Here is a 17,794-nt window from a genome sequence, read left to right as displayed (position 1 = left end):
CTGCCAGGGCGTGGGGATCGGGGGTGGCGGAATTGGTAGAACCATAAGTCCACTGATTGAGGGCGTCAACGAGTCGGACGGGATGATCGCGATCCCTCGGCGGCCACCTTTGCGGCAGCCGCCGCCGCGGCCTCCGGGTCCAGGTACCGGCCGCCGCGGACCAGCGGCCCCAGGTGTTCGTCGAGGTCGTAGCACAGGGGCATGGCCGTGGGAATGTCGAGGGCCGGCAGCTCCTCGGGGCTCAGCCGGTCCAGGTGGGCGACCAGGGCCCGCAGCGAGTTGCTGTGCGCGACGACCAGCGTGGTCCGGCCGGCGCGCAGGCCTGGGGCCACGGCATCGTGCCAGTACGGCAGCAGGCGTGCGGTGACGTCGGCGAGTGACTCGGTGCGCGGCACCGGCTCGTGGGAGAGGCCGGCGTGGCACGGGTCGTGCGTGAGGCCGCGGGCCGTGCCCGGGGCGGCCGGCGGGGGTGCCGCGTCGTACGAGCGCCGCCACCGCCGGAACCGCTCCTCGCCGAACTCCCGCAGCACGGCGTTCTTCTCGCGGCCCTGAAGGGCGCCGTAGTGCCGCTCGTTGAGCCGCCAGGTCCGGGCGACGGGGACGCGGGTCCGGCCGGCGGCCTCCAGGGCCAGCGTCGCGGTGCGGATCGCCCGGGTCAGCACGGAGGTGTGGACCGCGTCCGGCAGCAGCCCCGCCTCGCGGAGCAGCCGGCCGCTGTGGCGGGCCTGCCGCTCGCCCCGCGGAGTCAGGCCGACGTCGATCCAGCCGGTGAACCGGTTCTGGGAGTTCCATTCGCTCTCGCCGTGACGGAGCAGGATCAGCGTGCGCATGCCGCCGATTGTGACCGCCTGTTCCGTCTCTTGTTCCCCGTTCCAGGATTCTGGTCTAATGGACAGACCACGGCGCGGAGAGTGTGGCGCCGCAGCGTGCCCGTCCGCCGTGGACTTCCGCCGATCGCGAGAGGAAACAGGGACCTTGCCCAAGGTGATCTACGTCGGCAGTGACGGTCCCGAGTACACCGTCGATGCGACGGTCGGGGACTCGGTCATGGCGGCCGCTGTCAGGAACGGCGTACCGGGAATCGTCGCCGAGTGCGGCGGCAACCAGTCCTGCGCCACCTGCCACGTCTGGGTGCGCGAGGAGTTCGCGTCCCTCGTCGGCCCGCCCGGCGACATGGAGGACGACCTGCTCGACCTGGCCGTCGCCGAACGGCGCGACACCAGCCGGCTGTCGTGCCAGATCCGCCTCACCCGGGAACTGGACGGACTCACCGTCGACATCCCCCCGGAGCAGCCCTGAACGCGCCGCCCCGGCAGCACCGCTCAGCACCGAAGCCCACGACCCGCCGGCGGGTCAGTACCTGAAAGGGAAACGGCCGTGCTCAGAAAAGAAATCAACGAGCTGCTCACTCAGACCGGTCCGGGAACACCGATGGGCGAGCTGTTCCGCCAGTACTGGATCCCCGCACTGCTCGCCGAGGAACTGCCGGAGAACGACTGCCCGCCCGTGCGCGTCAAGCTGCTGTCGGAGCGCATGGTCGCCTTCCGCGACAGCGAGGGCCGCTACGGTCTGGTGGACGAGTTCTGCGCGCACCGCGGGGCCTCCCTGTGGTTCGGCCGCAACGAGGGCTCCGGCCTGCGCTGCCCCTACCACGGCTGGAAGTACGACGTGACCGGCCAGTGCGTCGAGGTGCCCTCCGAGGCCGACAACAGCAGCTTCTGCCAGAACGTCCAGCTCACGTCGTACCCGCTGGTGAAGATAGGCGACGTGCTGTGGACCTACATGGGGGACGCGGCGACCCGGCCGCCGCTGCCCGAGTTCGAGTGGATCCACGTACCGGCGGAGCAGACCTACACCTCCAAGCGCTGGCAGCAGTGCAACTGGCTCCAGGCCTTCGAGGGCGGCATCGACTCCAGCCACGTCACCTTCCTGCACTCCGGCGGCCTGAAGACCGACCCGCTGTTCCGGGGCGCCAAGGGCAACGAGTACAACATGAACGACACCAAGCCCTTCTTCGAGGTCGCCGACAGCGACGGCGGGCTCTTCGTCGGCGCCCGGCGCAACGCCGAGGACGGCACGTACTACTGGCGCATCACGCCCTATGTGATGCCGGCGTTCACCATGGTCCCGCCGCGCGGCGACCATCCGGTGCACGGCCATTTCTGGGTGCCGATCGACGACGAGAACTGCTGGACCTACTCCTTCGACTACCACCCCGTACGGGCCCTGACCGAGACCGAGCGGCAGGCCATGATCGACGGCCACGGCGTCCACAGCAAGAACATCCCGGGCACCTACCGGCCGGTCGCCAACATGGACAACGACTACCTCATCGACCGCGAGGCCCAGAAGCGCGGCGAGACCTACTCCGGCGTGGCCGGCATCGCCATGCAGGACGCCTCGCTCCAGGAGAGCATGGGCCCGATCGTCGACCGCACCAAGGAGCGGCTCGTCCCCGCCGACAGCGGGATCATCAAAGCCCGCCAGAAGCTGCGCAAGGCCGCCATCGCACTGCGCGACGAGGGCGTCACCCCGCCCGGGGTGGACCCGGAGCACCACCGGGTCCGGTCCGCGGCCGTGGTGCTGCCGCAGGCGGAGTCCTTCCTGGACTCCTGCCGTGACGCGGTGAAGGTCACCCCCGGCGTCCCGCAGACCACGGTGTGAGATGGCGACGGCGACCATGCATGTGAGCGAGAGCGCCCGCGCCGCCTCCGCGGCCGAGTCGCGCTTCCGTATCGACGTCCCGATCGCACCGGCCCGCGCCGCCCGCGTCGTCGCGCTGGACGAGCGGGCCGCGTCGGTGGCGCGCCGCCTGGCCGAACGCCCCTGGGCGCACGCCCGGTTCTACACCGGCGGCTCCGCGGACGGGCTGCTGCACGAGCTCGACGGGCCGGCCGGCCCGCTGGAGGAGGTGCTGACCGGCAGCGACGTGGTCGTCGTCCTCGCCACCGAGGACGGCGGCCGGGCCACCGCCGCCTCGATCGGGCAGTTCTGCGGCCGCCGCGGCATCACCACCGCGGGGGTCGTCCTGGGCGACGGCTTCGAGGCCGACGACGCCGTCGCCGCCCTGCGTCCGTACGCCCGGGTGCTGCTGCTGTCCGCCGACGAGGGCGACGCCTTCGAACTGCTCACCGCTCTCAGGGTCTAGGAGGCCGGAAGACATGTCCGACAAGGTCACGCTGCGCGGTCTGCGGCGGATGAAGGACGAGAAGCGCAAGATCGTCGGAGTGGTGGCCTGGGACTACCAGATCGCGCGCATCGTGGACCGGGCCGGGGTGGATCTCGTCTCGGTCGGCGACACGGTGGGCGTGAACCTGTGGGGGCACGACAACCCCTTCGAGGTGACGATGGACCAGATGGTCACCGTCGCCCGGGCGGTCCGGCGAGGGGTCGACCGAGCCCTGCTGAGCGTCGACTTCCCGTTCGGGCCGCTGCAACAGGGCACCGCCGACGCGGTGCGGGCGGCCGTCCGGTTCGTCAAGGAGGCCGGGGTCGACATGGTCAAGCTCGACGCGGCCGCCGACTTCCCCGAGGCGGTCGAGGCGATCACCCGCGCCGGCGTCCCGGTGTTCGCGCAGTTCGGCATCACCCCGCAGACCGCGCTGCGCTACGGCGTCGAGTACAACGCGGTGCCCACGTCGGCCGACCAGGTGCCGGTGGAGATGAGGGACGCCATGGTGGCGCAGGCCAAACAACTCGAGGAGGCCGGCGCCGCCCTGCTGAACTTCACCAATTCCGGTCCCGTGGTGGGCGCCGCCGTCGCCGAGGCCGTCCGTGTGCCCGTGGTCGGCGGCTTCGGCGGCGGCCCGTGGCTCGACGGGCGGATGCGCATGGCCCACGCGGCCATCGGCTACGCCGCCTCGGCGCTCGACGATCCGCCGGACACCTACGCCAACGTCGCCCGGATCACGTTCGACGCGATCACGGCCTATGCCGCGGACGTGCGAGCGGCACGCCAGGTCGCCGGCGGTGTACCCGTCCCGCCGGCGGCCTGACCAGCCGGCCCGAGCGAAAGGAGTGACATCGTGCCCATCGCCGTCGTCGACGGGATCGCCACCCGCTACGAGGTGGCGGGATCCGGGCCGCCGCTGCTGATGTTCTCGCCCGGCGGCTTCGACTCCAGCCTGGAGAGCTGGCGGACGGTGGGGATCTACCGCCGTCTGCGCCTGCTCGACCACCTCACGAAGAAGTACACCTGCGTCACCTTCGACCGGCGCGAGTCCGGCCGGTCCGGGGGCCGGCTGGAACGGATCTCCTGGGCCGACTACGTCCGCCAGGGCGTCGGCCTGCTCGACCACCTCGGGATCCAACGGGCGCACCTGATGGGCGGCTGCGTGGGCTGTTCCACCGCCGCCGCCCTCGCGGTCGCCCATCCCGAGCGGGTGCTCGGCATGGTGCTGTACTCCCCGGCGGGCGGGGTGAAGTACCGGATGAAGCAGCACGAGCGGTTCCGCCACCACCTCGGCTACGCGGACGAGCACGGACTTCAGCAGGTGGTCTCCCTGGCGCGCGGCTCGGACGCGGGGTTCACCAAGGACCCCCGTGTCGGACCCTGGGCGCACGTCATCCGTGCGGACGCCGGCTTCGCCGACGCCTACGCGCGCACCGACCCCGACCGCTACCGGACGGCCGTCACCGGGATGGCCCGGCTGCTGTTCGACCGTGACACCGTGCCCGGCGCGGAGCCGGAGGACCTGCTCGGGCTCGGCGTACCGGCCCTGATCGTGCCGGGACAGGACACCTCCCACGCGCCGTCGGCCGCGCGCTACTTGCAGGAGTGCCTGCCGGTCAACGAGTACTGGGACGTGCCGGTGGCCGAGCAGACCGAGGAGTCGGCTCCCGCCCGGGTGCTGGAGTTCCTCGCCCGGGTGCCGTGACCGTGCGGCGAACAGGGCGCGGCCGCGAAGGAGAAACGCGGCCGCGCCCTGCTTCCGTGACCGCTGCCGCCCTTACTCTCGTTCCAGCGCGGCGATCTGCTCCAGCCGCCGCGCGTGGACGCCGCCGTTGAACGGGGTGGACAGCCACGTCTCGACGATCTCCTCGGCAAGCTCCGGGGAGAGGATCTTGGCGGCCAGCACGAGGACGTTGGAGTCGTTGTTGCCCCGGGAGATCCTGGTGCTCCACAGATCGTGGCAGAGCCCGGCGCGTATGCCCCGGATCTTGTTGCAGGCGATGGTCTCGCCGAGCCCGCTGCCGCCGAGCACGATGCCGCGCTCGGCGGTGCCGTCCACCACCTGCCGGCACACCTCGGCGCACAGCGGCGGATAGTCGGCCGTCTCCTCGGAGTGGCTGCCGCGGTCGTCGACGGTGTGCCCGTGCGCCGTCAGCCAGGCGGTGAGGCGGGCCTTGAGGGCGTGGCCGTTGTGGTCGGCGGCGATGGAGATGCGCATGGGGTTTTCCTCCGGCGTCGGACAGCGGGACCGGCTCAGGCGATCAGCGTGCGCGTGCTCTCGGCGAACAGCGTCTCCAGCGGCATGGGCCGGTCGAGGATGCGCTGGTCGACGGCGTGCCGCAGCAACTCCTCCAGGACGGCGCGGTTGGGTTCCATGCCGTACGGCAGCGGATCCGTGCCCGTCGCCTCCAGCACCCGCCGGTACATGCGGTCCGTCGCGGTGGGGGACTCGATGGCTCCGCGGCGCAGCCGGTCCACGTACAGCTGCTTGGCGCGTGCGAAGGCGTCGAAGACCAGCTCACCCAACTCGGGTCGCTCTCCGAGCAGTTCGTCGCGGATCACGATCAGGTGGTTGATCGGATAGAGCCCGCGTTCACGCAGCGCGGTGAAGCCCGCCTCCTGGGAGTCGGGGATCAGCGGGGCCAGGGCGGGGGAGTCGGGCCGGGGTCCGATCACCGCGGCCAGGTCGCCGGCGAGCACCATGTCCTCCAGTGACCCGCCCGGCTCCATGGGGACGACGTTGGCGGGCGGCCGGTACTCCGCCACGTGTTCGTCGCCCGACAGCACCCAGGTCACCTGGTCGAGGTCGACGCCGTACTCCTCCCGCAGGACGGCCCGCGCCCACACCCCGGTGGTCACCGTGTAGCCCCGGCTGACACCGACCCTGCGGCCCTGGAGGTCCTTGGGGCCGCGCACGTCCGAGGCCGGATCGTGGAAGATCGCGCCGTGGTGGAAGCCGCGCACCAGGAAGACCGGCACCGCGGTGAACGGCGCGCCGTGCGCCTTCGCCACCAGATAGGTCGTCAGGGCCATCTCGCTGACGTCGAACTCCAGGTCCCGCACCATGCGCCGGAACGCGTGGACGAGTACGGGCACCTCCTCGAAGTCGAAGCGGAAGCCGCGGGGAGTGACCTCCCCGGTCTTGAGGGCCTCGTTGTTGCCCTGTGTGCGGGTCACGGTCCTGAGCTGAGGTAGGGCCATCATGGCCGGAAAGGTAGCATGGTTAGTCCATAAGTCCATAGACTGTCGTCCCGGTGGTCCCGGTGGGACACCACACCGAACCGTGAGGAGACGACGTCATGGCGGAACAGGTGCTGGCAGCCGTGCGAACGGCCCCCGGCCGGACGGAACTGCGTGAGTTCCCGATGCCGGACATCCCCGACGACGGGGCCCTGCTGAAGGTGGAGGTCGCCGGGATCTGCGGCACCGACGTGAAGATGTACGGCAAGCCGCCGTTCGCCGACCCGGTGATCATGGGCCATGAGAACGTCGGCGTCATCGCCCGGGCCGGACGCACCTTCACCGAGCGCAAGGGCCTGGCCGAGGGCGACCGGGTCTTCGTCGAACACTACGTGGGCTGCTATCGCTGCGAGTGGTGCCACCGGGGCGAGTACCGGCACTGCGAGGCCACCGACTGGCGCACCAACCCCGACGCCCGCCGCTACGGCTACACCTCGGCGGACCACCCTTACCACCTCTGGGGCGGGTTCGCGCAGTACCTCTACCTGCCGTGGAACGCCGTGACGCACCGTGTGCCCGACGGCGTCTCGGCCGAACTGGCCGGCCTGGTCACCCCGTTGTCGAACGGCATCGAGTGGGCGCTGGTCACGGCGGGCGTCGGCTACGCCTCCACCGTCCTCATCCAGGGCCCCGGTCAGCAGGGCCTCTCCCAGGTCGTCGCCTGCAAGCAGGCCGGCGCCTCCCTGATCATCGTCACCGGCACGACCCGCGACGCGGCGCGGCTGTCCCTGGCCCGGGAGCTGGGCGCCGACCACGTCATCGACGTGACCCGGCAGGACGCCCTCGCCCAGGTCCTGGAGATCACCGGCGGACGCGGCGTCGACGTCGTCCTGGACTGCACCGCGGGCGCGGGCACCGCACCCGTCCTGCTCGGCATCGACGCGCTCAAGCGGCGCGAGGGCACCATGGTGGTCCAGGGCGAACTGGCCGCCTTCCCCGACTTCCCGCTCAAGAAGCTCACGGAGAAGTCCATCGCCCTCAAGAGCGCCCGCGGCCACAGCTACCGCTCCTGCGAACTCGCCCTGGAGCAGCTCGCCTCGGGCCGCTTCCCGCTGGAGAAGCTCAGCACCCACAGCTTCCCGCTGGCCGAGGCCGACCGCGCCATCCGCACCGTCGGCGGCGAGACGGGCGAGGACGCCGTGCACGTCTCCCTGCTGCCCTGGGCGGCGGCATGAGCACCGTCGTCCGCAACCCGCGCCGCGCCGACCGCGCGACCGTCGACGCCCTCGCCGGATTCGGCGCCGCCACCGTCCACGAGGCCCAGCGCCGCACCGGTCTCCTGGACCCCGCGCTGCGCCCGGTCTGGGCGGGTGCGCACATAGCGGGCACCGCCGTCACCGTCAGCGTGCCGCCCGGGGACAACTGGATGCTCCACGTCGCGGTGGAGCAGTGCCAGGACGGCGACGTCCTCGTGGTGGCCCCCACATCACCGTCCCAGGCGGGCTACTTCGGCGACCTGCTCGCCACCGCGGTCGCCGCACGGGGCGTGCGGGGCCTGGTCATCGACGCCGGCTGCCGGGACGTGGCCGACCTGCGGCGCATGGGCTTCCCCGTCTGGGCCCGGCACATCAGCGCCTACGGCACGGTCAAGGAGACCCTCGGCGACGTCAACACCCCCATCGTCTGCGCCGGTCAGCGAATCGACCCCGGCGACGTGATCGTCGCCGACGACGACGGCGTGGTCGTCGTGCCCCGCCGCGCGGCCGGCACGGTGCTCACGGCCTGCCGGGCCCGGGAGGAGAAGGAGGCCGCCAACCGCAAGCGCTACGCGAGCGGCGAGCTCAGCCTCGACGTGGGCGCGATGCGCGAACGGCTCGCCCGCAAGGGCCTGACCTACGTCGACCAGGAGCCGGCCGAATGATCATCGATGTGCACGGCCACTACACCACCGCCCCGAAGCAGCACCAGGCCTTCCGCGACGCACAGCTCGCCCGCCTCGCCGACCCGTCGCTGCCCGCCCCCCGGCCCGCCGAGATCAGCGACGACGCGATCCGTGAGAGCGTGCGGAACAACCAGCTCAAGCTGCTCCGGGAGCGCGGCGGCGACCTGATGCTCTTCTCACCCAAGGCCTCCGGTATGGAGCACCACGTCCCGGACCCGGCCACCGCACGGGCCTGGGCGCGTGCGAACAACGACCTCGTGCACCGGGCCGTCGAGCTGTTCCCGCGGCACTTCGCGGCCGTCTGCCAGCTGCCGCAGACGCCGGGCGGCACCCTCGACGCCGCCATGGCCGAACTGCGCCGCTGCGTGGAGACCCTCGGCTTCGTCGGCTGCAACCTCAACCCGGACCCGTCCGGCGGCCACTGGACCTCGCCGCCGCTCACCGACCCGTACTGGTTCCCCCTGTACGAGACGATGACCGAGCTGGACGTGCCCGCGATGGTGCACGTCTCGGCGTCCTGCAACCCCAACTTCCATGCCCTGGGCGCCCATTACCTCAACGCGGACACCTCGGCCTTCATGCAGTTCGTCGAGGGCGACCTGTTCTCCCGCTTCCCGACGCTGCGGTTCGTCATCCCGCACGGCGGGGGAGCGGTGCCCTACCACTGGGGCCGCTACCGGGGGCTGGCCGTGCGGCTGGGCCGGCCCGACCCGGCCGAGCTGCTGCGGAACAACGTCTTCTTCGACACCTGTGTCTACCACCAGCCCGGCATCGACCTGCTGCACCGGGTCATCGGCGCCGACAACATCCTGTTCGCCTCCGAGATGCTGGGCGCCGTACGCGGCGCCGACCCGGACACCGGCATCCCCTGGGACGACACGAAGACGTACGTCGACCGCGCCGGGCTCACCGACGACGAGCGACACAAGGTCTACGAGGCCAACGCCCGGCGCGTCTACCCGCGCCTGGACGCACGGCTGACCGCGGAAGGAAGGTAACCCACCCATGGCCCCACTGCACCTCACCTTCGCCTGCGGCGACTACGACCGCACCCGCGCCCTGGCGGAGGGCACCGTCCGCGCCGACGGCATCGACCTGACGTATCTGCGGCTGCCGGTGGAGGAGACCTTCTTCCGGATGATGCGCCACCGGGAGTTCGAGGTGGCGGAGCTGTCGCTGTCCTCCTACGTCCTGTCGCTGCGCGCCGACCCCTCGCCCTTCGTGGCCCTGCCGGTCTTCACCTCCCGCATGTTCCGGCACGGCGCGCTCTACTGCCACGCCGACGCGGGCATCACCGGGCCCGAGGACCTGCGCGGCAAGCGGATCGGGACCCCGGAGTACCAGCTGACCGCCTGTGTGTGGATGCGCGGCATCCTCGCCGACCGGCACGGTGTGCCCGTCGACTCGGTCAGCTACCTCACCGGCGGGCAGGAGACGCCCGGCCGCGTCGAGAAGGCGGGCGTCGACCTGCCGGACTCGGTGAGCATCAGCCGCATCCCCGAGGACCGCACGCTCGCCGCGATGCTCGCCGAGGGCGAGATCGACGCCCTGTGCACCCCGCGGGTACCGAGCCCGTTCGTCGCGGGCGACCCGCGCGTGCGCCGGGTGTTCCCGGACGTGATCGCCGCCGAGAAGGAGTACTACGCGGCCACCGGCATTTTTCCCGTCATGCACGTCGTGGTGATCCGGAGGGACGTCTACGACCGCCACCGCTGGGTCGCGCAGTCCCTCTACAAGGCCCTGCTGGCGGCGAAGGACGCCGCGTACGAGAGCCTGTACGACACCTCCGCCCTGCGGTTCATGCTGCCCTGGCTCACGCCCCAGCTGGAGGAGGCCCGCGCCCTGCTGGGCAAGGACTACTGGTCCTACGGAGTCGAGGGCAACCGCGAGACACTGGAGACGTTCCTGCGCTACCACCACGAGCAGGGGCTCTCCGCCCGGCTGTGGCGGCCCGAGGAACTGTTCGCGCCGGAGTCGCTGGAGTCGGCGGTCATCTGAGGGGCCGGGCCGCCGGCCCATGGCGCACCCTGCGCCGTCCCGGGTCAGGGCCACCGGGCCCGGGACGGCAGCACGGGCAGTGCCGTGCCGGACCACTTCGAGGCGGTCGCACTGTCCCGGTGCGGTATCAGGGCGAGGGCACCGCCGGGCGTCGGCGGGCGGTCAGCAGCGACTTCAGGGGCGTGCCCGGATCACCCGCGAGAGACGGCGGGACACTCGCCCCGTCCGTGAGGGCTCTGCGTACGGCCATGTAGTCGGCGGGGCTGTTGACGGCGTCGACCGCCAGCAGTTCCCCCCGGCGGTAGTAGAGGACGGAGAAGCGTTCACTGTCCGGCTCGCCCCGCACGACATACTCGTCATGGCCCGCCGACAACCCGGCGATCTGGAGTTTGAGGTCGTTCTGGTACGACCAGAACCAGGGCACGGGCGCCGCCCCGACGGGCCGGCCGAGCAGCGAGGCGGCGGCGGCCGTGGCCTGGGCGACGGCGTTCTGCACCGACTCCAGCCGCACGGTGCCCACGCCCGTGACCGGATGCGGCTGGACGGTGCAGTCGCCGGCGGCGCGGATGTGCGGGTTGCTGGTGCGGGCGTGGGCGTCGACGACGATGCCACGGTCGCAGGCGAGCCCCAGCTGTTCGGCGAGTTCGGTGCGGGGCACCACACCGACCCCGACCACGACGAGATCGGCCGGCAGCACGGCGCCGTCCGCGAGCCGGACCGCCGTCACCCGCCCGTCGGCGCCCTCGAAGCCGGCGACGTTCGCCGACAGCAGCACGCGGGTGCCGCGCCGCAGATGGGCCTGCCGGTAGAACTCCGAGACGACGGGGGCCACGGCTCGGGAGATCAGCCGGTCGGCGGCCTCGACGACGGTGACCTCCTTGCCGAGCGCACGGGCCGCCGCGGCGGCCTCCAGTCCGATGAATCCGCCTCCGACGACCACCACGCGAGCGCCGGATTCCAGGCGTCCGCGCAGGTCCGCGGCGTCGTCACGGTCGCGCAGACAGGTGATGCCGTCGAGGTCGGCCCCGGGCACGGCCAGTCGCCGCGGTGCGGCGCCCACCGTCAGTGCCAGCCGGTCGAAGGAGAATGAGCGGCCGTCGGCCGTCCTGGCGACGCCCGAGCCGGGGCGGTCGGAGGAGCCGAGGGTCACCTCCGTGACGCGCCGGCCGCTGACGAGGTCGATGCCGGCGTCGGCGTAGTAGGACGGAGCGCGCAGGGCGAGCGACTCCTGATCGGCCTCTCCGCTCAGGAATTCCTTGGACAGGGGCGGTCGCTGGTAGGGCGGATGGATCTCCTCACCCACCAGAGTGATCGGCCGGGTGTCCCCGAACTGCCGTAGTGAGACGGCCAGTTGAAGACCGGCCTGACTGGCGCCGACGATGAGCGTTCCGCCCGCCATGGGGTGGCCCCTCCCTCTCGACCTTGTTTGATGTCAGACCATTATACCAATCCTGCGGGTGGCGTGGTGGTGGCGCGGCGGCCGAGGGGGGTGTCCGTCGGGAGGGGGTCGACCGAACCGCTGTCCGCCGCCTGTGCCAAAGTCATATCAATGAGATTGAAAATGCGATAACAGCGTTAAAATCGGGCATGTGTGGGAACGCGCCGTGTGTACCCGGGAGCGGGTTCTGTGCGCCGCAGCGGACCTCCTGAGCCGTGAGGGCCGTGCGGCCGTATCCACACGCGCGGTGAGCGCGGCGGCCGGGGTGCAGCCGCCGACGCTGTACCGGCTGTTCGGGGACAAGGACGGACTGCTCGACGCGCTCGCCGCCTACGGGTTCCGGCAGTACCTCCGCGAGAAGCAGAGCCTGGGGGAGACCGACGACCCCGTCGCCGACCTGCGCCGGTCCTGGGACCTGCACGTGGAGTTCGGCCTCTCCCGGCCCGGCTTCTACGTCCTGATGTACGGCGAGGGACGGTACCGCGGCGGCATTCCCGGAGGACTCGAGACCATCGAGATCCTGCGCCGGAACATCGCCCGGGTGGCGGACGCGGGCCGGCTCCGCATGAGCGTGGACCGCGCCACGCAACTCATGCACGCCAACGGTCTCGGCGTCGTGCTCTCGCTGATCGCGACACCGCCGGGCGAGCGGAATCTCGAATTGGCGGCCGTGGCACGCGAACACGTGCTGCGCACGATCACCACCGTGGGCACCGGCGATCAGGAGGAGGGGACGGACGTGGCGTGCCGGGCCGCGGCCCTGCGCGAGGCGCTGCGCGACAGCGACACCACCGTGATGACGCGCTCCGAGCGCGCGCTGCTGGCGGACTGGCTCGATCGCCTCGCCGACACGGGCCCTGCTGCCCGAGACACATCCGGTAGACCCGGTAGAAGGGACGGCCCCGATGGCCAGAACTGAGGAGATGACGCCGAGCACCGGATGGGGGACCGGGCCCGCGATCGGCGCGGCCATGGCGGTCGTGGACGCGGACGGGTCGGTGGTCGCGTGGACGAGTGCGGCTCAGCGGCTGACCGGCCATCCGGCCGCGGAGGTGGTCGGCCACTCCGCCGCGCGGATGCTGGCCGCGCCCGAGGACGCCGAGAGGGCATGCGCACGCGCGGACCGGGGCCGCTCCGGCGACGGCTGGTCCGGGATCGTCGGGCTCCGCCGACGGGACGGCAGCACCGTGGACGCGCACCTGCGGGCGTGCCCGCTCGCGGGGCACGGCGGACGGACCCAGTGGCTGGTCACCGGGGCCGAGGCGACGGCCGCCGTCTCGTGGCCCCTCAGCGGCGCGGAGGTGGAGGCGCTGCTGTCCGGCACACCGATCGGCATCGCCGTCCGGGATCCCGACCTGCGCTGCGTCTGGGTGAACGACGCACTGTCACTCCAGGACGGCATCCCCCGCGAGAAGCGGCTCGGGCGACGGCTGACGGAGGTGCTGCCGGGACCCGAGACCGAATCGGCGGAGGCGGTGATGCGCCAGGTCCTGCACACCGGCACCCCGATGATCGACCACGCCTACCGCGCGTGGCCGGCGACCGACGGCCGCCAGGAGCACTCGTTCTCGACCTCCTTCTTCCGCCTCGACGACGCCCAGGGCCACACCCTGGGGGTGTGCGTCATGAGCGTCGACGTGACCGACAGACAGCGGGCACGCGAACGCCTGGCCCTGCTCAGTGAGGCCGGCACCCGGATCGGGACCACGCTGGACGTGATGCGGACCGGGCAGGAACTCGCCGACCTCGTCGTACCGCGCCTGGCGGACTACGTCACCGTCGACCTGGCGGATTCGGTCCCGCAGGGCGAGGAGTCACCGGCCCGGCTGGGCGCGCCGAACAGGTACATACCGGCCTTCCACCGAGCGGGTGTGGCCTCGATCCACGAGGGGATCCCGGAGTCCCTGTGGGCGCGCGGGGAGGCCGTGTTCGTCCCGACGTCCTCGCCCTTCACGGACGTTCTGACCTCGGGCAGATCCCATCTCGAACGGGTGCTGGACACCTCTCGCGGCACCTGGCTCGACGCGGACCCGGAACGGCTGGACAAGATCCGCGAGCACCGGATGCACTCCCTGATGATCGTGCCGATCCACGCACGCGGTGCCCTGCTGGGCGTGGCGGTCTTCGTCCGCATGGACGACTCCGCGCCGTTCGAAGCGCACGATCTGAGCTTCGCCGAGGAACTCGTCGCCCGCGCCGCGCTGTCCCTGGACAACGCCCGCCGCTATGTGCGCGAGCGCACCGCGTCGCTCGCCCTTCAGCGCAACCTGCTGCCCCGGCGCCTCACCGGCGGGGCAGCAGTCGAGGTGGCCTCCCGCTACCTTCCGTCCGACACGCACGACGGGGTGGGAGGGGACTGGTTCGACGTCATCCCGCTGTCCGGCGCCCGGGTGGCGCTCGTCGTGGGCGATGTCGTCGGACACGGCATCAACGCAGCGGCGGCCATGGGGCGGCTCCGCGCGGCTGTCCACACGCTCGCGAACCTGGACCTGCCGCCCGACGAGCTGCTGGCGCATCTCGACGACACGATCTGGCGCCTCGCCGACGAGGAGGCCGACATCCAGGGGCGCGCCACCACGGAGGCGGGCGCCACCTGCCTGTACGCCGTCTACGATCCGGTCACCCGGTGCTGCGCGATGGCACGAGCGGGTCACCCGCCGCCCGTGGTCATCTCGGCACAGGGGCGGGTCACGATCCCCGACCTGCCCTCGGGTCTGCCGCTCGGCGTCGGGCAGGCCTCCTTCGAGTCCATGGAGCTGGAACTGCCCGAGGGCAGTGTGCTCGCCCTCTACACGGACGGACTGATCGAGAGGCGTGACGAGGACATCGACGCCGGAATGCATCGCCTCGGCACCCTCCTCGCGCAGCCCGACCGCCCCCTGGAGGAGCTGTGCTCGGCCGTACTCGACACCCTGCCCACCCGCGCGCTCCTCGATGACGCCACCCTGCTCCTGGCCCGGACACGCTCGCTCAGTCCCGCACAGGTCGCCTGCTGGGACCTGCCGGACGAGCCGTCCGCCGTCGCGCACGCCCGAGCCCTGACCACCGCGCAGCTGACCGAGTGGGGACTGGAGCGTGTCGCGGACACCACCGAGCTGATCGTCAGCGAGCTGGTCACCAACGCCATCCGGCACGGTGCCGCACCGATCACCCTGCGCCTCATCCGCCACCAGGTGCTCGTCTGCGAGGTGACCGACGCGAGCGACACCGTCCCGCGCCTGCGCCATGCCCGGGTGACGGACGAGAGCGGTCGAGGCCTCTTCCTCGTCTCGCAGCTGTCCAGCCGACGGGGCACCCGCTACTCACCCGCCGGCAAGACGGTCTGGGCCGAACAGGAAGTCGACACGCCCCCGGCGTGACGGAGGTGCGAGCGGCCGGCCTCCGGCGGGTCAGGCGGCCGCCGGAAGCCCGTCGCGCTCCAGGGCGATCATGGCCATGTCGTCGTTCAGCCGTCCGCCGGCGTACGTCTCCAGATCGGCGGTGATCCTTCGGAGCAGCTGGTCGGGCCGGTGGTCCGCCCAGGCCGCGACGCGTTCGGCGAGCGGATAGAACACCCCCCGGGGGTCGCGGGCCTCGGTGACACCGTCGGTGTAGAGCAGCAGCCGGTCACCGGGCGCGAACGGGAAGGACGCGGGGGTGTACGTCTCTTCGGAGATCACGCCGAGGCCGAGCGGAGGCGCGGGCTCGGGTACCGCGAGCGGGGTCGCCGTGGTGGCGCCGGGGCGCAGCAGCAGAGGCGGTGGATGCCCGCAACTGATCACGTGCACCACCGGCTGCTCGTCCGGGATGTCCAGCAGTACGGCGGTCACGAACCGCTCGGGGACGTCCTCCGCGGGCTCCGAGAACTCGCGCAGACCCCAGCGGACCGAGTCCTCCACGTAGACCGCCAGCTCCGGCAGCGGCATCTCGCGGTGGGCGGCGGCACGGAAGGCGCCCAGCGCGATGGCCGTGTCACTGATCGTGGCCAGGCCCTTGCCGCGTACGTCCCCGATGACCAGCCGGGTCGAACCACCGGTGCGAGCGACGGCGTACAGGTCGCCGCCGATGCCCGAGTCGGCCTCGGCGCTGCGGTAGGCCGAGGCCAGGGACACCGGGCCGGACCGCTCGGGAAGCGGGCGCAGCACCACGCGCTGGGTCGCGTCGGACACCGAGCGCACCCGGATCAGCTCCCGCTCCCGCCGGTTCCGCAGAGACGTGAAGAACACCAGGAGGACGCTGAGCGCGGCGAGCGAGGAGAGTTCGACGATGACGTTCTCGGTCGCCAGCATTCTTCGCTCCACCGCGGCGCCGACCAGCGCGAGGACCGCGAAGGCGCCGACCAGCGCGGTGGGCCGCGGACCCGTGCCCATGGCGGTGATCGCCACCGCGACGACCAGCAGGTGGGCGAGGTGAATGTCCGGGGGCAGGAATCCGTCGGCGATCGGAATGGCAATGATCAGCACCATGGGCCCGATCAGCCACCGTGGTTGCGGGCGCGCCCGCCACCACTCGCGCAGCTTCTCGGCCACGGACATCGTCATGGTCACCGTACTCATGCCGTGCTCCAGCCCTCGGCCCCCTGGGCCCAAACTCTCACATCTCCCACGGAACAACCATGAAACGGTCGACAGTGATGCCCGGCGGGAACCGCGTCACTCGAAGAACTTCAGGCTCCAGCCGGTGTCGGTGTTCGGGCCGGGAACGTTGGCGCGACTGTAGGTGGTGTTGCCCCACCAGCAGAACGTGCCGGTGTACCAGTAGCGGTTCTCCCACGTGTACGGCGTACCCTTGGGCACCGCGTGGAACATCAGCGGGAACGTCGGCCCCGCCGGAGGGCTCGTGGCGATGTCGCCGTCGAGCAGGACGAAGGTGTGGTGGCCGGGGCCGTCGACGTACAGGGTCGGGTCCCAGCCGCGCATCATCGTCGCGGCGTTGGAGCCGAACAGGCAGCCGTTCGACTTGTACCAGTCCCACACGTACGTCGGGTCGCCGCCGGCCCGCAGCCTCAGATCGGCCAGGCAGTACTGATCGCTCCAGCTGCCGTTGGCCGAGTACACGATGTGCAACTGCCCGTTCGGATCCTTGATCGCCTCGGGCGCCTCGTTGATGAACGGATTGCCGACCACGCGCTCCCAGCCCTCCCGCGGCTGGGAGATGATGTACCGCGCTCCGGTCGGGGCGGTGGGGCTGCTCATCCGGGCGATGTAGAGGTTCTGCTCGACGTTGGTGTCGCCGGCCCAGCCCGACCAGACGAACCAGCGCTGCCCGCCGAAGGTGAACAGGGTTCCGTCGATCGCCCACTTGTCGTCCGGCAGCGCCAGCCTCGTCTCCGCGGTGTATCCGCTGTCCGGCGTGGCGGAGCTGATCACGTACATCCGGTGGGCGGCTCCGGTGCCGGCCGAGAAGTAGATGTAGTAGCGCCCGCCGTCCCTCACGATCTCCGGAGCCCAGACCTCGCCGCGGCCCCGCGTGTCCGACCAGACCTGCCGTGCCGGCGCCGAGGCCAGGCCGCCCGTGGACGCCGCCTGCCGCACGACGATGCCGCCGCCGGTCGACTGCACCGCGATGTAGGTGCCACCGACCCGCAGGACGCTGGGGTCCGCGGCCCGCAGAGCGGTCTGCCCCGCCTGGGCGGGCTGCGCGGACGTCAGAGACATCACGGCGGCGAGGAGGCCGGACAGTACGAAGGCCGCGGCCCCCGAGAGGCGGCGAGAAAGTCTCATGGTCCCGTCCTGCTTCGTTCTGCTTCGTTCGTTTCCGTTCTGTTCCGTGCGACGAGAGCCCTGTCGCAGCATCACTGACTTGTGGCGAGCATGTCAACGTAGGGCGCGTGCGGGCGTCCGCGCAGGCGTCCGCGCAGGCGTCCACACGTGGGAATCCCGGCCCGATTACGGCGGGCCGGGACTCTCATGTGGTGCCTGTGGTGCCTGTGGTGCTTGTGGTGCATCTGTTGTTCATGATGGCGCTGTGTTGTGTTGTGCGGTCCGAATCGGGTCTCAGTAGTCGCCCCTGTCGCCCTTGTGGCGTTCGATGACGCGGAAGCTGGCGACGACGCCGTCCTTGACCTTCAGGCCGTCCTTGACGC

17 protein-coding genes are annotated in these 17,794 nt (G+C 71.5%); 11 read left to right on the top strand and 6 right to left on the bottom strand.

The window, feature by feature from the left end:
• Positions 1 to 65 precede the first annotated feature (65 nt).
• Positions 66 to 830, bottom strand: a complete 765-nt coding sequence (locus ABZ484_RS17310; protein ID WP_358866724.1) for a 2,3-bisphosphoglycerate-dependent phosphoglycerate mutase — start codon at positions 828 to 830, stop codon at positions 66 to 68.
• 145 nt (positions 831 to 975) lie between these two features.
• Here ABZ484_RS17310 and ABZ484_RS17305 point away from each other — a divergent pair, with 145 nt between their 5' ends.
• From ABZ484_RS17305 to ABZ484_RS17285, 5 genes are all read left to right on the top strand, one after another.
• A complete protein-coding gene (locus ABZ484_RS17305; protein WP_358866723.1) occupies positions 976 to 1,299 on the top strand; it encodes a 2Fe-2S iron-sulfur cluster-binding protein in 324 nt (107 codons plus the stop codon).
• A gap of 78 nt (positions 1,300 to 1,377) precedes the next feature.
• Positions 1,378 to 2,664, top strand: a complete 1,287-nt coding sequence (locus ABZ484_RS17300) for a Rieske 2Fe-2S domain-containing protein (RefSeq protein WP_358866722.1) — start codon at positions 1,378 to 1,380, stop codon at positions 2,662 to 2,664.
• A 1-nt stretch (position 2,665) separates the two neighbouring features.
• Entirely contained in the window at positions 2,666 to 3,148 is a 483-nt protein-coding gene (locus ABZ484_RS17295; protein ID WP_358866721.1) for a 3-methyl-2-oxobutanoate hydroxymethyltransferase, read from the top strand.
• A 13-nt stretch (positions 3,149 to 3,161) separates the two neighbouring features.
• On the top strand, positions 3,162 to 3,995 hold the full coding sequence (locus ABZ484_RS17290) for a 3-methyl-2-oxobutanoate hydroxymethyltransferase (RefSeq protein ID WP_358866720.1): 834 nt from the start codon (positions 3,162 to 3,164) through the stop codon (positions 3,993 to 3,995).
• Positions 3,996 to 4,025: 30 nt separating this feature from the next.
• Positions 4,026 to 4,877 carry an alpha/beta hydrolase gene (locus ABZ484_RS17285; protein WP_358866719.1) on the top strand — a complete coding sequence of 284 codons (852 nt, stop codon included), beginning with the start codon at positions 4,026 to 4,028 and terminating at the stop codon, positions 4,875 to 4,877.
• Between the two features lie 72 nt (positions 4,878 to 4,949).
• On the opposite strand, the gene rpiB is transcribed toward ABZ484_RS17285, so the two are convergent.
• Both rpiB and ABZ484_RS17275 read right to left on the bottom strand, forming a co-directional pair.
• Positions 4,950 to 5,390, bottom strand: coding sequence for a ribose 5-phosphate isomerase B (gene rpiB, locus ABZ484_RS17280; RefSeq protein ID WP_358866718.1), 441 nt, complete (start codon positions 5,388 to 5,390; stop codon positions 4,950 to 4,952).
• Positions 5,391 to 5,425: 35 nt separating this feature from the next.
• Positions 5,426 to 6,349: an ABC transporter substrate-binding protein gene (locus ABZ484_RS17275; RefSeq protein ID WP_358866717.1), complete on the bottom strand. Its 924-nt coding sequence runs from the start codon at positions 6,347 to 6,349 to the stop codon at positions 5,426 to 5,428.
• Positions 6,350 to 6,471: 122 nt separating this feature from the next.
• Between ABZ484_RS17275 and ABZ484_RS17270 the strand changes: the two genes are divergently transcribed.
• Genes ABZ484_RS17270 through ABZ484_RS17255 form a run of 4 tightly spaced genes read left to right on the top strand, consistent with a single transcriptional unit; the run spans position 6,472 to position 10,292 of the window.
• Positions 6,472 to 7,587, top strand: coding sequence for a zinc-binding dehydrogenase (locus tag ABZ484_RS17270; RefSeq protein WP_358866716.1), 1,116 nt, complete (start codon positions 6,472 to 6,474; stop codon positions 7,585 to 7,587).
• Complete coding sequence (locus ABZ484_RS17265; protein ID WP_358866715.1) at positions 7,584 to 8,273, top strand: 4-carboxy-4-hydroxy-2-oxoadipate aldolase/oxaloacetate decarboxylase; 690 nt, start codon at positions 7,584 to 7,586, stop codon at positions 8,271 to 8,273. Before ABZ484_RS17270 ends, ABZ484_RS17265 begins: the two co-directional genes overlap by 4 nt.
• Entirely contained in the window at positions 8,270 to 9,292 is a 1,023-nt protein-coding gene (locus ABZ484_RS17260) for an amidohydrolase family protein (protein WP_358866714.1), read from the top strand. Before ABZ484_RS17265 ends, ABZ484_RS17260 begins: the two co-directional genes overlap by 4 nt.
• A gap of 7 nt (positions 9,293 to 9,299) precedes the next feature.
• Positions 9,300 to 10,292, top strand: a complete 993-nt coding sequence (locus tag ABZ484_RS17255) for an ABC transporter substrate-binding protein (protein ID WP_358866713.1) — start codon at positions 9,300 to 9,302, stop codon at positions 10,290 to 10,292.
• A 127-nt stretch (positions 10,293 to 10,419) separates the two neighbouring features.
• Here ABZ484_RS17255 and ABZ484_RS17250 read toward each other — a convergent pair whose 3' ends face one another.
• Positions 10,420 to 11,691, bottom strand: coding sequence for an FAD-dependent oxidoreductase (locus tag ABZ484_RS17250; protein WP_358866712.1), 1,272 nt, complete (start codon positions 11,689 to 11,691; stop codon positions 10,420 to 10,422).
• A 190-nt stretch (positions 11,692 to 11,881) separates the two neighbouring features.
• Here ABZ484_RS17250 and ABZ484_RS17245 point away from each other — a divergent pair, with 190 nt between their 5' ends.
• Together ABZ484_RS17245 and ABZ484_RS17240 are read left to right on the top strand one after the other, a co-directional pair.
• Entirely contained in the window at positions 11,882 to 12,649 is a 768-nt protein-coding gene (locus ABZ484_RS17245; RefSeq protein WP_358866711.1) for a TetR/AcrR family transcriptional regulator, read from the top strand.
• Positions 12,636 to 15,089, top strand: coding sequence for a SpoIIE family protein phosphatase (locus ABZ484_RS17240; protein WP_358866710.1), 2,454 nt, complete (start codon positions 12,636 to 12,638; stop codon positions 15,087 to 15,089). Before ABZ484_RS17245 ends, ABZ484_RS17240 begins: the two co-directional genes overlap by 14 nt.
• A 30-nt stretch (positions 15,090 to 15,119) precedes the next feature.
• Here ABZ484_RS17240 and ABZ484_RS17235 read toward each other — a convergent pair whose 3' ends face one another.
• Positions 15,120 to 16,265, bottom strand: a complete 1,146-nt coding sequence (locus ABZ484_RS17235; RefSeq protein ID WP_358866709.1) for a PP2C family protein-serine/threonine phosphatase — start codon at positions 16,263 to 16,265, stop codon at positions 15,120 to 15,122.
• Positions 16,266 to 16,361: 96 nt separating this feature from the next.
• Positions 16,362 to 17,432 (bottom strand): glycoside hydrolase family 43 protein, encoded by a 1,071-nt coding sequence (locus ABZ484_RS17230; protein WP_358866708.1) that lies wholly within the window; start codon positions 17,430 to 17,432, stop codon positions 16,362 to 16,364.
• Positions 17,433 to 17,794 lie beyond the last annotated feature (362 nt).

This window comes from Streptomyces sp. NPDC006393 (assembly GCF_040628575.1).
Taxonomy (GTDB): domain Bacteria; phylum Actinomycetota; class Actinomycetes; order Streptomycetales; family Streptomycetaceae; genus Streptomyces.
This window is presented reverse-complemented; position numbering and strand designations above follow the sequence as displayed.

Excerpts from the sequence above, each read along its gene's own strand:
- ABZ484_RS17265 (WP_358866715.1), top strand. The coding sequence starts at position 7,584 with ATGAGCACCGTCGTCCGCAACCCGCGCCGCGCCGACCGCGCGACCGTC.
- ABZ484_RS17230 (WP_358866708.1), bottom strand. The coding sequence starts at position 17,432 with ATGAGACTTTCTCGCCGCCTCTCGGGGGCCGCGGCCTTCGTACTGTCC.
- ABZ484_RS17270 (WP_358866716.1), top strand. The coding sequence starts at position 6,472 with ATGGCGGAACAGGTGCTGGCAGCCGTGCGAACGGCCCCCGGCCGGACG.
- ABZ484_RS17290 (WP_358866720.1), top strand. The coding sequence starts at position 3,162 with ATGTCCGACAAGGTCACGCTGCGCGGTCTGCGGCGGATGAAGGACGAG.
- ABZ484_RS17235 (WP_358866709.1), bottom strand. The coding sequence starts at position 16,265 with ATGAGTACGGTGACCATGACGATGTCCGTGGCCGAGAAGCTGCGCGAG.
- ABZ484_RS17310 (WP_358866724.1), bottom strand. The coding sequence starts at position 830 with ATGCGCACGCTGATCCTGCTCCGTCACGGCGAGAGCGAATGGAACTCC.
- ABZ484_RS17240 (WP_358866710.1), top strand. The coding sequence starts at position 12,636 with ATGGCCAGAACTGAGGAGATGACGCCGAGCACCGGATGGGGGACCGGG.
- rpiB (WP_358866718.1), bottom strand. The coding sequence starts at position 5,390 with ATGCGCATCTCCATCGCCGCCGACCACAACGGCCACGCCCTCAAGGCC.
- ABZ484_RS17295 (WP_358866721.1), top strand. The coding sequence starts at position 2,666 with ATGGCGACGGCGACCATGCATGTGAGCGAGAGCGCCCGCGCCGCCTCC.
- ABZ484_RS17255 (WP_358866713.1), top strand. The coding sequence starts at position 9,300 with ATGGCCCCACTGCACCTCACCTTCGCCTGCGGCGACTACGACCGCACC.
- ABZ484_RS17260 (WP_358866714.1), top strand. The coding sequence starts at position 8,270 with ATGATCATCGATGTGCACGGCCACTACACCACCGCCCCGAAGCAGCAC.
- ABZ484_RS17250 (WP_358866712.1), bottom strand. The coding sequence starts at position 11,691 with ATGGCGGGCGGAACGCTCATCGTCGGCGCCAGTCAGGCCGGTCTTCAA.